12 protein-coding genes and 4 tRNA genes are annotated in these 14880 nt (G+C 65.8%); 5 read left to right on the top strand and 11 right to left on the bottom strand.

Translation table 11 applies throughout. From position 1 onward, the window contains the following. Positions 1 to 216 precede the first annotated feature (216 nt). From MYL53_RS03545 to MYL53_RS03500, 10 genes are all read right to left on the bottom strand, one after another. Positions 217 to 2037: a SurA N-terminal domain-containing protein gene (locus MYL53_RS03545; protein WP_247852037.1), complete on the bottom strand. Its 1821-nt coding sequence runs from the start codon at positions 2035 to 2037 to the stop codon at positions 217 to 219. A 176-nt stretch (positions 2038 to 2213) separates the two neighbouring features. Next, entirely contained in the window at positions 2214 to 2486 is a 273-nt protein-coding gene (locus tag MYL53_RS03540; protein ID WP_247852036.1) for an HU family DNA-binding protein, read from the bottom strand. 177 nt (positions 2487 to 2663) lie between these two features. Next, a complete protein-coding gene (gene lon / locus MYL53_RS03535) occupies positions 2664 to 5072 on the bottom strand; it encodes an endopeptidase La (protein WP_247852035.1) in 2409 nt (802 codons plus the stop codon). A 166-nt stretch (positions 5073 to 5238) separates the two neighbouring features. Then, the gene (gene clpX / locus MYL53_RS03530) at positions 5239 to 6516 is read right to left on the bottom strand and encodes an ATP-dependent Clp protease ATP-binding subunit ClpX (RefSeq protein WP_247852034.1); all 1278 of its coding nucleotides are present in this window, start codon (positions 6514 to 6516) and stop codon (positions 5239 to 5241) included. 76 nt (positions 6517 to 6592) lie between these two features. Further along, the gene (gene clpP, locus MYL53_RS03525) at positions 6593 to 7213 is read right to left on the bottom strand and encodes an ATP-dependent Clp endopeptidase proteolytic subunit ClpP (protein ID WP_016855021.1); all 621 of its coding nucleotides are present in this window, start codon (positions 7211 to 7213) and stop codon (positions 6593 to 6595) included. 233 nt (positions 7214 to 7446) lie between these two features. Continuing rightward, positions 7447 to 8799, bottom strand: a complete 1353-nt coding sequence (tig, locus tag MYL53_RS03520) for a trigger factor (protein WP_247852033.1) — start codon at positions 8797 to 8799, stop codon at positions 7447 to 7449. Between the two features lie 322 nt (positions 8800 to 9121). Next, positions 9122 to 9196, bottom strand: a tRNA-His gene (locus MYL53_RS03515). 22 nt (positions 9197 to 9218) lie between these two features. Then, positions 9219 to 9293, bottom strand: a tRNA-His gene (locus MYL53_RS03510). A 49-nt stretch (positions 9294 to 9342) separates the two neighbouring features. Next, positions 9343 to 9419 (bottom strand) — tRNA-Arg (locus MYL53_RS03505). A gap of 67 nt (positions 9420 to 9486) precedes the next feature. Next, positions 9487 to 9563, bottom strand: a tRNA-Pro gene (locus MYL53_RS03500). 235 nt (positions 9564 to 9798) lie between these two features. On the opposite strand from MYL53_RS03500, the gene folD reads away from it, so the two are divergent. From folD to MYL53_RS03480, 4 genes are all read left to right on the top strand, one after another. Then, positions 9799 to 10674 (top strand): bifunctional methylenetetrahydrofolate dehydrogenase/methenyltetrahydrofolate cyclohydrolase FolD, encoded by an 876-nt coding sequence (gene folD, locus MYL53_RS03495; RefSeq protein WP_247852032.1) that lies wholly within the window; start codon positions 9799 to 9801, stop codon positions 10672 to 10674. A gap of 107 nt (positions 10675 to 10781) precedes the next feature. Further along, on the top strand, positions 10782 to 11255 hold the full coding sequence (locus MYL53_RS03490; protein WP_247852031.1) for an S-ribosylhomocysteine lyase: 474 nt from the start codon (positions 10782 to 10784) through the stop codon (positions 11253 to 11255). A 63-nt stretch (positions 11256 to 11318) separates the two neighbouring features. Then, positions 11319 to 12053, top strand: a complete 735-nt coding sequence (gene mtnN, locus MYL53_RS03485) for a 5'-methylthioadenosine/S-adenosylhomocysteine nucleosidase (protein WP_247852030.1) — start codon at positions 11319 to 11321, stop codon at positions 12051 to 12053. A 3-nt stretch (positions 12054 to 12056) separates the two neighbouring features. Next, the gene (locus MYL53_RS03480; RefSeq protein WP_247852029.1) at positions 12057 to 12980 is read left to right on the top strand and encodes an alpha/beta hydrolase fold domain-containing protein; all 924 of its coding nucleotides are present in this window, start codon (positions 12057 to 12059) and stop codon (positions 12978 to 12980) included. Between the two features lie 77 nt (positions 12981 to 13057). On the opposite strand, the gene pyrC is transcribed toward MYL53_RS03480, so the two are convergent. Further along, positions 13058 to 14095 carry a dihydroorotase gene (gene pyrC / locus MYL53_RS03475; protein ID WP_247852028.1) on the bottom strand — a complete coding sequence of 346 codons (1038 nt, stop codon included), beginning with the start codon at positions 14093 to 14095 and terminating at the stop codon, positions 13058 to 13060. Positions 14096 to 14435: 340 nt separating this feature from the next. Here pyrC and MYL53_RS03470 point away from each other — a divergent pair, with 340 nt between their 5' ends. Beyond that, the gene (locus MYL53_RS03470) at positions 14436 to 14879 is read left to right on the top strand and encodes a hypothetical protein (protein ID WP_247852027.1); all 444 of its coding nucleotides are present in this window, start codon (positions 14436 to 14438) and stop codon (positions 14877 to 14879) included. The last annotated feature ends 1 nt before the right edge of the window (position 14880 follow it).

Below are 14880 nucleotides of genomic sequence, written 5' to 3'. Positions count from 1 at the left end.
GCGGCCAAGCGGCCAAGCGGCCAAGCGGCCAAGCGGCCAAGCGGCCAAGCGGCCAAGCGGCCAAGCGGCCAAGCGGCCAAGCGGCCAAGCGGCCAAGCGGCCAAGCGGCCAAGCGGCCAAGCGGCCAGCATAAGACCCGCTACAGCAAAAGCAACCCCGAAGGCTTCCACCTTCGGGGTTGCTTGTCGCTCGGCGCTTGTAGCTCGGCGCTTCCCGTCAGGGCCGCTCGATCTTAGCGTCATCACGCAGCTGATCGAGCAGGCCGGTCACCGCGGCCTGTGCTCGCAGCTGATTGGCCATGCGCGCCACGAAGGACTCGATCTGCTCGTTGGGCTCGCCCTGGGTGACGGACTCGAGGCCTAGCAGCACCACACGCTGGCCGTCGACGGCGCGGCCGTAGACGGTCTCGCCGTCGGACGGATGCGGCAGGCGGAAGGCGGCCTGGATCACCGGCTGGGCGAGATCGCTGTCGGCCTGACGGCTCAGCGCCTCGGCGCGCTGCCAGTCGAGGCCCAGGGTGTCGCCGTTGCGCAGCGAGGCCAGCATGTCGTCGGCACGGGCCTCCAGGGCCTCGCGGGTCTTGTCGGCCTTCACGGCGGCCACGACCCGGTCACGCACCTCGTCCAGCGGCAGCGTGGTGGCGTCTCGGTGATCGATCACGTGCAGCACCAGGCGACGGTCGTCGTCCAGCTCGATCACTTCGCTGTTGAAGCCTTCCTCCAATACGTCGGCGCTGAAAGCCTGGCGCATCACGCCGGGCTCTGACAGCACACCGTCGGCGGCGTCGCGGCTGACCCAGTCGCTCTGCTGGAGCTCGAGGCCGAGATCGTCGGCCACGCTGGTCAGATCCTCGGCGGCGAAACTCTCGTCGATCAGCTTCTGGGCCCGGTCGTTGAAGGCATCCTCCACCTGCTTCATCGCCACCTGCTGGCGCAGGCGATCGCGCTCCTGCTCGAACGGCGGGCGATCGAGCTCGGTGACCTTGATCAGGTGCAGGCCGTTGTCGGTCTCGACGATATCCGAGACCTGACCCTTGTCGAGGGCGAAGGCCGCATCCTCGAAGGCCTGACCGAAGAAGCCGCGGCTGATCACGCCCAGATCGCCGCCCTCGTCGCTGGTGGAGGTGTCGTCGGAATACTCGGCGGCCAGGTCGGCGAACGACTCGCCCTGGGCCAGCTTCGCCTTGACCTCTTCGAGGCGCGCCCGCGCCTGCTCGCGCGTCCGCTGGTCGCCGAAGCTCACCATGATATGCGAGACGCGGCGGTCGACGTCGGCAGCCTCGGCCTGCCAGGCCTGGCGCACCGCGTCTTCGGAGACCTCGGCGGCGTCGGCCATGGCCTGCTTGTCGAGCACCACATAGGACAGCTTCACCTGTTCGGGGCGCTGGTAGGCGTCGGCATGAGCGTCGTAGTAAGTCTGGAGATCGGCGTCGCTGACCTCGGGCATCGCCTCCAGATCGTCCGGCGTCAGGGCATAGTGGCGGAAGGTGCGCGTCTGGCGCTGCAGCTCGGCCAGGCGCTCCTGCTCGCTCGGCAGGCTGAACTCGCTGACCGCCAGACCCTGCTGGAGCTGGCGACGCTTCATGTCCTCGCGCAGCTGGGCGCGGAAGGAAATCGGCGTGAAGCCGGCGCTGGCCAGGCGATTCTTGAACAGCTCGCTGTCGAAGCGGCCGTTGGCGTCCTGGAACTCCGGCAGGGTGACGATCAGCTGATCGATCTGCGCCTCCGACAGGTGCAGCCCACCCTCTTCGGCATACTGGGTCAGCAGTCGGTTGGTGATCAGGTTGTCGAGCGTCTCGGCACGCAGCTGACGCTCCTGCTCCGGTGGCACCTGGCCGCTGCGGATGGCTCGCTGCACCTGCAGCTCGAGCTGCTGACGCGTGATCGACTCGCCGTTGACCTTGGCGACGTCTTCGCCATCGCTGTTCAGCAGCCCCACCAGGGACTCCACGCCGAACAGCGCCATGGCGGCCACCACGGCGCCGACCAGGATCTTGGCGCCCCAACTGGTGGAGCGGTCACGAATACTTTGCAGCATGCAGGCCTCTGCGGATCTCTTGGGTCAGGACGCACATCTTACAGGCGTCCGTACTGGCCACGCGACGGGGCGACAGGCTCGCCCGGCGCCGACGGGCCCCGAAACGAAACAGGCGCACCGCGACAGCGGTGCGCCTGTAGGGAAACGTCGATCAGGATGACGGCAAGGCCGTGTCCTTAGTTGACGGAATCCTTGAGCGCCTTGCCGGCCTTGAAGCTCGGCACCTTGGCGGCGCTGATCTCGATCGGCGCACCGGTCTGCGGGTTACGGCCGGTGCGCGCAGCACGCTCCTTGACGGTGAAAGTGCCAAAACCCACCAGGGAGACGCTGTCGCCCTTCTTCAGGCTGTCCGCCACGGCATCGACCATGGCATCCAGCGCACGAGAGGCGGCTGCCTTCGGAATATCGGCAGACGCAGCAATGGCTTCGATCAGCTCGGACTTGTTCACACTTCACCCCTTGACTGTTACGTAAATTGGCTCTAATCGGCGAGACTTACGGCTGACTGACGCGATCACAGCATGGCGATAGTTTATAGCAATGCGATGAAAGACGTGTCAAGCAACCTTCCCTGACAATCCCCACCATGCCGGGGTTTTCGCCCCGGCAAGTGGAAAAAATAGTCGTCAGTGCGTACTGATCATCGAGTGAGAAGATGCGGCATCTTCCGCTCGAGATTCTTCATCCTGACCACCCAGCTTTTCGCTGAGGGCCACCTCGAGGACTTCGTCGATCCAGCGCACCGGCCGGATGTCGAGTGCCTGCTTGATATTGTCCGGAACCTCCTTGAGGTCGCGACGGTTCTCTTCCGGAATGAGAACGGTCTTTATACCACCGCGCCTGGCGGCCAGCAATTTCTCCTTGAGCCCGCCGATCGGCATCACCTCGCCGCGCAGATTGACCTCACCGGTCATCGCCACGTCACAGCGAACGGGCCGGCCGGTATAGGCCGAGATCATCGCCGTGACCATGGCAACGCCGGCGCTGGGGCCGTCCTTCGGGGTCGCCCCCTCCGGCACGTGGATGTGCAGGTCTTCCTTCTCGAAGCGCTCGGGGTCGATGCCGAAGCTGGCGGCACGGGCCCGCACCACGGTCTGGGCCGCACTCACGGACTCCTTCATCACGTCACCCAGCGAGCCAGTCTTGTTGATGCGTCCCTTGCCGGGGGTCACCACCGATTCGATGTTGAGCAGCTCGCCGCCCACCGAGGTCCAGGCCAGGCCGGTGACGCGCCCCACCTGGTCTTCCTGGTCGGCCAGACCATAGCTGTAGCGACGCACACCGGCGTAGCGCTCGATATCGGCGCCCGCCAGACTCACGGGCGCCTGGGCACCTTCCTTGCCCTCCTGCTCGAGACGCTCGCGCAGCACCTTGCGGCAGACCTTGGCGATCTGACGCTCGAGTTCGCGCACGCCGGCCTCGCGGCTGTAATAGCGGATCAGTTCCAGCAGCGCCTCGTCGGCGAAGCCGAGCTCGTCTTCCTTGAAGCCGTTGGCCTTGAGCTGCTTGGGCACCAGATAGCGCTTGGCGATGGCCAGCTTCTCGTCCTCGGTGTAACCCGGCAGACGGATCACTTCCATGCGGTCGAGCAGCGGGCCCGGAATGTTCATCGAGTTGGCGGTGCAGATGAACAGGGTCTCGGACAGATCGTAGTCCAGCTCCAGGTAGTGGTCGCTGAACTTGTCGTTCTGCTCCGGATCGAGCACCTCGAGCAGCGCCGAAGACGGGTCGCCGCGATGGTCCATGCCGACCTTGTCGACCTCGTCGAGCAGGAACAGCGGGTTCTTGACCCCGGCCTTGCTCATGCGCTGGATCGGCTTGCCGGGCAGCGAGCCGATATAGGTACGGCGGTGGCCGCGGATCTCGGACTCGTCGCGCACGCCGCCGAGCGCCAGCCGCACGTATTTGCGGTTGGTGGCGCGGGCGATGGAGCGGCCGAGCGAGGTCTTGCCGACCCCGGGCGGTCCCACCAGGCACAGCACCGGGCCCTTGAGCTTCTTGACCCGCTTGTGAACGGCCAGGTACTCGAGGATGCGCTCCTTGACCTCCTCGAGGCCGTAGTGATCCTCGTCCAGCACCTTCTGGGCATGGGCGAGGTCGTGGCGAACGCGGGTGCGCTTCTTCCACGGCACCGCGATCAGCCAGTCCAGATAGGAGCGCACCACCGTGGCCTCGGCCGAAGAGGGCGACATCATGCGCAGCTTGCCGAGCTCCTGACGGGCCTTCTCCTCGGCATCCTTGGGCATGCCGGATTCCTCGATGGCCTGCTCGTACTTGTCGGCCTCGTTGGGCGCGTTCTCGAGCTCGCCCATCTCCTTCTGGATGGCCTTCATCTGCTCGTTCAGGTAGTACTCGCGCTGGGACTTCTCCATCTGGTCCTTGACCCGCGAGCGGATGCGCTTCTCCACCTGAAGCAGATCGATCTCGGACTCGATCAGCGCCATCAGATGCTCGATGCGGTCGCGCACGCGATCCATCTCGAGCAGCTGCTGCTTGTCGTCGATCTTCAGCGACAGATGGGCACAGATGGTGTCCACCAGCCGGCTGGGATCCTCGATGCCCGACAGCGAGTTGAGCACCTCGTTGGGCACCTTCTTGGACATCTTCACGTACTGCTCGAACTGATTGAGCAGCACGCGCACCAGCGAATCCTGCTCGCGCTCGGACAGCGGCTCGCTGTGGCGCAGCACCACCTCGGCGCGGCTGTAGCCGTCGTCGACGGCCAGGATGTCCTGGATGTCGGCGCGGGATTCGCCCTCGATCAGCACCTTGACGGTGCCATCAGGCAGCTTGAGCAGCTGCATGATCTCGGCCACGGTGCCGATGGCGAACAGGTCCTCGTTATCGGGATCGTCCTTGCTGGCCTCACGCTGCGCCACCAGCAGCACGCGCTTGTCGGCCTCCATGGCGGCTTCCAGCGCCTGAATGGACTTTTCACGGCCGACGAACAGCGGGATGACCATCTGCGGGTAGACGACCACGTCCCGCAGCGGCAAAAGGGGCAGACTCAGGGTCTGTTCGGCGTTCTGCTGCATCGCAGACCTTCCTCAAACGATCAGTGGAGATACCCAAGGAATGGGGGCGATGACGCGGCATTGCAAGGCCAGGGCAATGACGGCGCAAAGAAAAGGGCCGCCGGGGGGCGGCCCTTGGATCGACGGCGCCCTCTTCGGGGCGCCGCACCGGCGCGAGACGGGCGTCTCAGCCGTCGGTGCCGTCGACCTTCGGCGATTCCTGCTGGGAGTAGATCAGCAGCGGCTCGCTTTCGCCGGCGATGACGGAAGCATCGATCACCACCTTGGAGACGCCTTCCAGGGACGGAATCTCGTACATGGTGTCGAGCAGCACCGACTCGAGGATGGAGCGCAGGCCGCGCGCCCCAGTCTTGCGTTCCATGGCCTTGTGGGCCACGGCGCGCAGGGCGTCCTCGCGGAAGTCGAGCTCCACGTTTTCCATCTCGAACAGCCGACCGTACTGCTTGATCAGCGAGTTCTTCGGCTCGGTGAGGATCTGGATCAGCGCATCCTCGGAGAGCTCGGTCAGGGTCGCGATCACCGGCAGACGACCGACGAACTCGGGAATCAGGCCGAACTTGACCAGATCCTCGGGCTCCACATCCATCAGCAGGTCGCCGACGCCCTTGGTCTCGTCCTTGCTCTTCACCTCGGCGTTGAAGCCGATGCCGCCCTTCTCGGCGCGGTCACGAATGACCTTGTCGAGGCCGGCGAAGGCGCCGCCGACGATGAACAGCATGTTGGTGGTGTCGACCTGGACGAACTCCTGCTGCGGATGCTTGCGGCCGCCCTGGGGCGGCACCGAGGCGGTGGTGCCCTCGATCAGCTTGAGCAGCGCCTGCTGCACGCCCTCACCGGACACGTCCCGGGTGATGGACGGGTTATCCGACTTGCGCGAGATCTTGTCGATCTCGTCGATGTAGACGATGCCGCGCTGGGCCTTGTCCACGTCGTAGTCGCACTTCTGCAGCAGCTTCTGGATGATGTTCTCGACATCCTCGCCGACGTAGCCCGCCTCGGTGAGCGTGGTGGCATCGGCGATGGTGAACGGCACGTTGAGCAGCCGCGCGAGCGTCTCGGCCAGCAGCGTCTTGCCGCTGCCGGTCGGGCCGATCAGCAGGATGTTCGACTTGCCGAGCTCCACCTCGTCCTTGGACGCATGGCGAAGCCGCTTGTAGTGGTTGTAGACCGCCACCGACAGCACCATCTTGGCGCGGTCCTGGCCGATCACGTAGTCGTCGAGGGTGTGACGAATCTCGCGGGGGGCAGGAAGACGCTCTTCGTCGCTCTCGGCATCGGCATCGAGCACCTCCTCGCGAATGATGTCGTTGCACAGATCGACACACTCATCGCAGATATAGACGGACGGGCCGGCAATCAGCTTGCGCACTTCGTTCTGGTTCTTGCCGCAGAACGAGCAGTACAGCAGCTTGCCGCCTTCGTCCTTGCCTTTGCCGTCGGCCATTCGCGTACCTCTCTCGCAGCGGCGGCCCGCGGGCCGCCGGGAATCACGTAATCACAGCGTGGTTGATTTCACGCTATCAGGATGTCGGCCGCTTATCCAGCACGGCGTCGATCAGGCCATATTCCGCCGCCTGAGGGCCGCTCATGAAGTTGTCGCGGTCGGTATCCCGGGCGATGGTCTCGAAGTCCTGACCGGTGTGGTCGGCCAGAATCTGGTTGAGCTTTTCGCGGATGCCGAGGATCTCGCGGGTGTGGATCTCGATGTCCGAGGCCTGACCCTGGTAGCCGCCGAGCGGCTGGTGGATCATCATCCGCGAGTTGGGCAGGCAGTAGCGCTTGCCCGCCGCACCGCCGGCCAGCAGCAGCGCACCCATGCTCGCCGCCTGACCGATGCACACGGTGGAGACATCGGGCTTGATGAACTGCATGGTGTCGTAAATCGACATCCCCGCGGTGACGGAGCCACCCGGCGAGTTGATGTACAGATGAATGTCCTTGTCCGGGTTCTCGGACTCCAGGAACAGCATCTGCGCCACCAGCAGGTTGGCCGTGTAGTCCTCGACCGGCCCCACCAGGAAGATCACGCGCTCCTTGAGCAGGCGGGAGTAGATATCGTAGGCCCGCTCGCCGCGTGCGCTCTGTTCGACCACCATCGGCACCAGGCCGCCGGCGGATTGGGTATCGAACTCGTTGCTCATGGTGATGTCCTTGCGTCCGATGTGTGGGGGCGACACCAGTCGCCCGCCGGGCTGGCTGATCTCGCGGAGGGTCACGGTGTTTTCTTACCTCAGGAAGAGATGGGGGTGAATAGCGGACTATTCAACGCCGCGCCTTCATGACGGCGGAAAAACGCCGCGAGCGATCGCCGATCAGCGCGCCCCGGCGAGACGACCGCCCTCCCGCCAGACGGACGGGAAGGCGGAAACGGCCATCAGGCCTGGGCTTCGGCCTCGTCGGCCTCTTCGTCGGCGTCGCCACCCTGCTGCTGAGCGGCGGCCAGCGCATCCTGATAGCTCATCTCGACGTCCTTGACGCTGGCCTGGGCCAGCAGCACGTCGACGGCCTTCTCTTCGAGCACCGCGGACTTGACCTGATCCTTCATCTGGTCGTTGCCCATGTAGTACTCGACGACCTGCTCCGGCTCCTGGTACTGCTGGGCCAGCTCCTCGACCTTGGCCTTGATCTCGTCGTCGGAGACCTCGAGCTCGTTGACCTTGATCACTTCGGCCAGCAGCAGGCCGATCTGCACGCGGCTCTTGGCCTGCTCGGCGAACAGCTCGTTGGGCAGCTGGCTGACGTCGAAGTCTTCGCCAAGGCCGAACTGCTGGGCAGCCTGACGCTTGAGGCCGTCGGTCTCCTGCTGGATCAGGGCCTGCGGCACCGGGATGTCGTTGGCCTTCTTCAGCGCGTCGAGCACCTGCTGCTTGACGCGGTTATCGACGGCCTGGGTGGCCTCGCGGGTCATGTTCTTGGTGATCTCGTCACGGAACTTGGCCAGATCGCCGTCGTCGACGCCGAACTTCTCGACGAAGGCGGCATCGATCTCGGGCAGCGACTGCGCCTTGACGCCGTTGACCTTGACCTTGAAGGTCGCTTCCTGACCGGCCAGCTGCTCGGCCTGGTAGTCCTCGGGGAAGGTGACCTTGAGCTCCTTGTCCTCACCGGCCTTGGCGCCGATCAGCTGCTCTTCGAAGCCCGGGATGAAGCTGCCGGAGCCGATCACCAGGTCGTGGCCTTCGGCGCTGCCGCCTTCGAACGGCTCGTCGCCCAGGTAGCCCTGGAAGTCGATGTTGAGCTGGTCGCCGTCTTCGGCGGCACGCTCGACCTCTTCCCAGTCGGCGTTCTGCTTGCGCAGGGTCTCGATCATCTCGTCGACGTCCGCGTCGGTCACTTCGACCACCGGACGCTCGACTTCGGTGCCCTCGATGGAGGCCAGCTCGACTTCCGGATAGATCTCCAGGGTCGCGGTGAACTCGAGGTCCTTGCCGGCCTCGTTGACGTCGGCTTCGATCTGCGGGTAGCCGGCCGGGTTCAGGTTCTCGTCGGTGATGGCCTTGACGTAACGCTCGCGCATCACCTCGCCGACCACCTCGTCACGCACGCCGCGGCCGTAGCGCTGGCGGATCACGGACATCGGCACCTTGCCCTGGCGGAAGCCGTCCAGGCGCACGTTCTTGGCGGCATCCTTGAGGCGAGAGGCGACGGCCTCGTCGATTTCGGCGGCCGGCACCTGCACCTTGATGCGGCGTTCAATCTGGGAGGTCGTATCGACGGAAACTTGCATGAATGGTCCTCTACCGACTGGGGCGTTCTGTGTGTAAAAGCGCTGCGTATAAAGCGTTCAAACGTTCAAGGGCAAGAATTCTATGAATCCCGCCGAGCACTGGCAAGCGCCATGGGTGTTCACATGGGGACGACAGGCCGGCAACACAAGGGTCCGGCGGCGAATTTCCGGTATCGCCACCCGCGCCGATGCCACCATCCTGCGCTAGAGCGCCGTGACGCACGACAGGCTGACACGAGAAATCCGCCGCACACCCGAAATGGGCGGCAACGTCATGATTCGAATGCAATAAAAACCAAGGAACGACTGGGAAGGGAGGCAATGGGGTGGATGATGGGGATCGAACCCACGACCACCGGAGCCACAATCCGGGGCTCTACCACTGAGCTACATCCACCACTGCCTGGGTGATATCGAAATGGGGTGGATGATGGGGATCGAACCCACGACCACCGGAGCCACAATCCGGGGCTCTACCACTGAGCTACATCCACCATTTCGATTTCGCTCGACCGTCACGAGCCTACATAGACGCCACCACGGTGGCACGCCCAGCAGGACTCGAACCTGCAACCTACGGCTTAGAAGGCCGTTGCTCTATCCGGTTGAGCTATGGGCGCATTCTACGTTCCCGAGCATCTTACCGCAAGCAGAAAATTGATTTTTTTCTATTCAATCAACAGCTTGTGGTCGGGGTGGAGGGATTTGAACCCCCGACATCCTGCTCCCAAAGCAGGCGCGCTACCAGACTGCGCTACACCCCGCCGGCTCTTGCACGGCCTCGACGCCGCCGCAGGGGCCTCATCGAGCGCTGCGTATTCTACGGATCTCTCCGCGTCCGTCAAGCCACAATGCCCTTTGATCAGGATGTTAGCCCACGGCACCGCCTGGACCGCCCTCCCCGCGGGCCGCGCCGACGAGATCGCTTTGCCTGAACGCCGGCTCATGCGAAAATCGCCCCTCTTTTTTCTCACCGTCTTTCATCCAGAGGAAATCTCGATGTCCGCCCAACTGATCGATGGCAAGTCCATTGCCGCCCGAGTCCGCCAGCAGGTCGCACGCCAGGTGCAGGCACGCCGCGAGGCCGGCGCACGGGTCCCCGGACTGGCCGTCGTGCTGGTGGGCGAAGACCCGGCGTCTTCCGTCTACGTGCGCAACAAGCAGCGCGCCTGCGAAGAAGCCGGCATCGAATCGATCAAGTACGAGCTGCCCGCCGAGACCGCCCAGGCCGAGCTCGAGGCCTTGGTCGACCGCCTCAACGCCGACCCGAGCGTCGACGGCATCCTGGTCCAGCTGCCGCTGCCCGAGCATCTGGACTCGCGCCCGATCCTCGAGCGCATCCTGCCGCACAAGGACGTCGACGGCTTCCACCCCTACAACCTGGGACGGCTGGCCCAGCGCCTGCCGCTGCTGCGCCCCTGCACCCCCAAGGGCATCATCACCCTGCTGCAGGACACCGGCGTGGACATCCGCGGCCTCGACGCCACCGTGGTCGGCGCTTCCAACATCGTCGGCCGCCCCATGGCGCTGGAGCTGATGCTGGCCGGCTGCACCACCACCGTCTGCCACCGCTTCACCCGCAACCTCGAGGAGCACGTGCGCCGCGCCGAGCTGCTGGTGGTCGCGGTGGGCCGCCCGGGGCTGGTCAAGGGCGAGTGGGTGCGCGACGACGCCATCGTCATCGACGTGGGCATCAACCGCCAGGACGACGGCCGCCTGGTCGGCGACGTGCAGTTCGAGCCCGCCGCCGCCCGCGCCAGCTACATCACCCCGGTCCCCGGCGGTGTGGGCCCGATGACCGTCGCCTCGCTGCTCGAGAACACCCTGCTCGCCGCCGAGATGCACGACGCCATGGACGCCAAGGGCGAGCGCTGAAGCGCCACGCCCGAAACGGGCCGCGGAGGCCGGCCGCTGCCGTGCACCCGTGGCCCGATTTCGTTAAAATGTGCCGCTAATTTCCCCCGACTCGCGAGGATCGCCCGATGAGCGACAAGATGAACGTCGAAAGCTTCAACCTGGATCACACCAAGGTGAAGGCACCCTACGTCCGTCTGGCCGGCGTCACCGTCGGTCAGCACGGCGACGAGATCACCAAGTACGACATGCGCATCTGTCAGCCCAATCAGGATCACATGGCGATGCCCGGCCTTCACTCCCTCGAGCATCTGATGGCCGAGATGTCGCGCAACCATACCGACAAGGTCGTCGATATCAGTCCGATGGGCTGCCAGACCGGCTTCTACTGGGCGATGATCAACCACGACGACTACGACGGCATCCTGACGCTGATCGAGAAGACCCTCGAGGACGTGCTCGAAGCCACCGAAGTCCCCGCCTGCAACGAGATGCAGTGCGGCTGGGCCGCCAGTCACAGCCTGGAAGGCGCCAAGGACATCGCCCGCGGCTTTATCGCCAAGCGTGACGAGTGGCACCAGGTCTTCGGCGACGAAGACTGACAGACGCTCCGCCTCACGCCCCCTAACCCCTCACTCCCTTCACCCTGCGGAGACACCGGATAGATGAAACGCATCGGCATCATCGGCGCCATGGCCCAGGAAGTCGCCCGACTGGCGGACATGCTCGAGGACCGCGAGACCCGCACCCACGTCGGCTCCACCTTCCACCAGGGCCGGCTGCACGGCGTCGAGGTGGTGATCCTGCAGTCCGGGATCGGCAAGGTGAACGCCGCCATCGGCACCACCCTGCTGATGGACATGTACCAGCCGGAAGCGATCATCAACACCGGCTCCGCCGGCGGCTTCGGTGAAGGGCTCGAGATCGGTGACGTGGTGGTCTCCAGCGAGGTACGCCACCACGATGTCGACGCCGTGGTGTTCGGCTACGAGCATGGCCAGGTGCCGCAGATGCCGGCCGCCTATCTGCCCGACCAGCGCCTGGTGACGGTCGCCCGCGAGTGCGTCGAGGCGATGAACGAGGTCAGCGTGGTCGAGGGGCTGATCGCCACCGGCGACGTCTTCATGGCCTGCCCCGAGCTGGTGGCCAAGACGCGTTCGCGCTTCCCCACCATGCTCGCCGCCGAGATGGAGGCCGCAGCCATCGCCCAGACCTGCCATCTCTACGGCTGTCCCTTCGTGGTGATCCGCGCGCTGTCCGACATCGCCGGCGGCGGCGACAACCATCTGTCCTTCGAGGAGTTCCTCGACAAGGCCGCCGATCACTCCACGCGCATGGTCACCGCCATGGTGGCCCGGCTCGGCGAACCCGCGACCGCGAGCGTCGCCGTCGAGGACTGACGAGTGCCCGGGCCCCGCTACCGCCTGCTGGGGCTGGCCCTGTGCCTCCCCCTGCTGTTCGGCGGCTGCGCCAGCCAGCGCAGCACCGAAGGCGCACCGGCCATCGAGACTCTAGCGAGCAGTTCCATCAGGGGCGAGACGTCCTTCAGCCGGCTGCCGGATCTTGTCTATACGCCGCCGGAATGGCCCGTCCCGCTGACTGCCCAGGTCTACTTACCGGACACGCCAGGCAAGGCCCGACGCCCGACGGCGCTGGTCGTCCACGGCGGCGGCTGGCAGCGACGCGACCCCGGCGATATGGTGCCGATCGCCGAACGACTGGCCGCCCGCGGCTTCGTGGTTGCCAACATCGCCTATCGCTTTGCCCCCGACTACCGCTTCCCCGCCCAGCTGCACGACCTGCAGATCGCCATGGCCTGGCTGCATGATCACGCCGATGCCTGGCGCATCGACACCGATCGCATTGTCGGCGTGGGCTATTCCAGCGGTGCGCACCTCGTCAGCCTGCTCGGCGTGCAGCAGTCGGGCTCCCCGCTCGATACGCCCTACGGCGGCGACAGCACCCGCCTGGCCGCGGTAGTGGCCGGCGGCCTGCCCAGCGACCTGATGAAGTTCGACGACGGCCGCCTGGTCAGGGAATTCATCGGCGGTACCCGTGCCGAGAAACCCCGCGCCTATCGTCTGGCCTCACCCGCCCGACAGGTCGGGCCGCAGACGCCGCCCCACTTCCTGTTCCACGGCGATCGGGACAGCCTGGTGCCGGTGGATCACGCCACCGACATGTATCGTCGCCTCGACGCCGCCGGCGTTCCCGCCGAGCTCTACCTGCAGAAATGGCGAGGTCATATCACCGCCTTCCTGACCCGCGACGGCGCCATGGACGCCGCCCTGGCCTTTCTCGACGAGCAGCTCTCGGTTACGGAGTGAGAGGCCCGGCGGCGAAAGGCAAGTCGGTGGTACGGGATCAGACCACTTAAGGGTCTGACCCCACTCGGATCCGCCCGCTAGTCGCGCAGCTTCCACCCCAGCGTCTCGCCGCCCTGCAGGGGCACGATCTCCTGCCCATCCACATACGGCAGCGTCTGCGGAATGGTCCAGTCCTCACGCACCAGGGTCACGGTCTCGGCATTGCGCGGCAGGCCGTAGAAGTCCGGACCGTGGTGGCTGGCGAAGCCTTCCAGACGATCCAGCGCGCCGGCCTGCTCGAAGGCCGTGGCATAGAGCTCCAGGGCGTGCGGCGCGGTGTAGGCGCCGGCGCAGCCGCAGGCGCTTTCCTTGTCGCCCCTGGCGTGGGGCGCGCTGTCGGTACCGAGGAAGAACTTGCCACTGCCCGAGGTCGCCGCCTCGATCAGCGCCTGGCGATGTCGCTCGCGCTTGAGGATCGGCAGGCAGTAGTAGTGCGGCTTGATGCCGCCCACCAGCATCTGGTTGCGGTTGAACAGCAGATGGTGGGCGGTGATGGTCGCCGCCACGTTGGCCGGCGCCTCGGCGACGAAGGTCGCGGCATCGGCGGTGGTGATGTGCTCGAAGACCACCCTGAGCGACGGGTGGCGCGCCAGCAGGGGCTTCATCACGCGCTCGATGAAGGTCGCCTCACGGTCGAAGATATCGATCTCGGCGTCGGTCACCTCGCCGTGCACCAGCAGCGGCATGCCGAGCCGGGCCATGGCAGCGATGGCCGCATCGCAGTTCGCCAGGTCGGTGACGCCGGAGTCGGAATTGGTGGTGGCGCCGGCCGGATACAGCTTGACCGCCTGCACCCGCCCGGAGGCGTGGGCGCGCTCGATCTCCTCGGCCGAGGTGCGATCGGTGAGGTAGAGCGTCATCAGCGGCTCGAAGTCGACGCCCTCCGGCAGCGCGGCCAGGATGCGCTCGCGATAGGCCAGCGCCTGCTCGGTGGTGGTCACCGGCGGCTTGAGGTTGGGCATGATGATGGCACGGCCCATCTGCCGGGCGCTGGCGGGCACCACCGCGTCCAGCGCCGCGCCATCGCGCAGGTGAAGGTGCCAGTCGTCGGGGCGGGTCAGGGTCAAGGAGGTCACGATCTATCCTGTCTCGGCGGGTCCGGGAGTGGGCCGCGAAGGCCCGGCGATGGCGGCAGTATACCGGAAGCGGGCCTCGGGCCGGGATGCGATTTGCGCCCTCGGCCTTGCGGGGCACGCCCCACGGCCCGTTCGCGCGCCCGACGACGGAGGCGAACACGGGTGCGTCCGCCGGGCTCGATGCCGTATCATGGGCGCGGATCTCGCCCCGCCTGACCGACCCTCGCGCGCCCCGTGGACGTGGCCCGCACGACGCGATGCGTCATGCCGGCGCCCCTGGCCAGGCCGACCGGCCCGGGAGAGATCCGCGACACGTCCGACAGAATTTCCGGGAGAGAACATGCCGAAGGTACGTCGCTACGCCGACCTCGTCGCCATCCTGGCCGGCCTGATGTGGCTGCTGGTCTACTGGTCGGTGAGCTATTCGGTGTACATCGACAACATCGAACCGACGCTGGCCTCGCTGCTGATGGCCGGCAGCCTGATCACGATCAGCTTCGTGCACCGCCCCATCCGCGTGCTGCTGAGCCGCTACCACGTGCGCAAGCGGCGCACCGAGATGTGGATGCACATCCTCGCCCTGCCCCTCGGCCTGGCCTTCCTGCTGGCGATTCTCATCGAACATCTGATCACGCCGCTCAACGGCATCCAGAAGATGCTGCTGTTCAATGTCCTGGCCACCGCCGGCTGGCTGGTGTTCATCGTCACCCTAGCGGTCAAGCTGCTGTTCCACGTGTTCAAGGAAAAGCGCCGCCATCACGACGAACACCAGGCCCAGGGCTGAG

The organism is Halomonas getboli (assembly GCF_023094245.1).
Classification (GTDB): Bacteria; Pseudomonadota; Gammaproteobacteria; order Pseudomonadales; family Halomonadaceae; genus Halomonas; species Halomonas getboli.
Note: the sequence above shows the minus strand (reverse complement) of the source record. Positions and strands in the feature narration are given on the sequence as shown.

Excerpts from the sequence above, each read along its gene's own strand:
- mtnN (WP_247852030.1), top strand. The coding sequence starts at position 11,319 with ATGAAACGCATCGGCATCATCGGCGCCATGGCCCAGGAAGTCGCCCGA.
- lon (WP_247852035.1), bottom strand. The coding sequence starts at position 5,072 with ATGCAGCAGAACGCCGAACAGACCCTGAGTCTGCCCCTTTTGCCGCTG.
- MYL53_RS03490 (WP_247852031.1), top strand. The coding sequence starts at position 10,782 with ATGAGCGACAAGATGAACGTCGAAAGCTTCAACCTGGATCACACCAAG.
- folD (WP_247852032.1), top strand. The coding sequence starts at position 9,799 with ATGTCCGCCCAACTGATCGATGGCAAGTCCATTGCCGCCCGAGTCCGC.
- MYL53_RS03470 (WP_247852027.1), top strand. The coding sequence starts at position 14,436 with ATGCCGAAGGTACGTCGCTACGCCGACCTCGTCGCCATCCTGGCCGGC.
- clpP (WP_016855021.1), bottom strand. The coding sequence starts at position 7,213 with ATGAGCAACGAGTTCGATACCCAATCCGCCGGCGGCCTGGTGCCGATG.
- tig (WP_247852033.1), bottom strand. The coding sequence starts at position 8,799 with ATGCAAGTTTCCGTCGATACGACCTCCCAGATTGAACGCCGCATCAAG.
- clpX (WP_247852034.1), bottom strand. The coding sequence starts at position 6,516 with ATGGCCGACGGCAAAGGCAAGGACGAAGGCGGCAAGCTGCTGTACTGC.
- MYL53_RS03545 (WP_247852037.1), bottom strand. The coding sequence starts at position 2,037 with ATGCTGCAAAGTATTCGTGACCGCTCCACCAGTTGGGGCGCCAAGATC.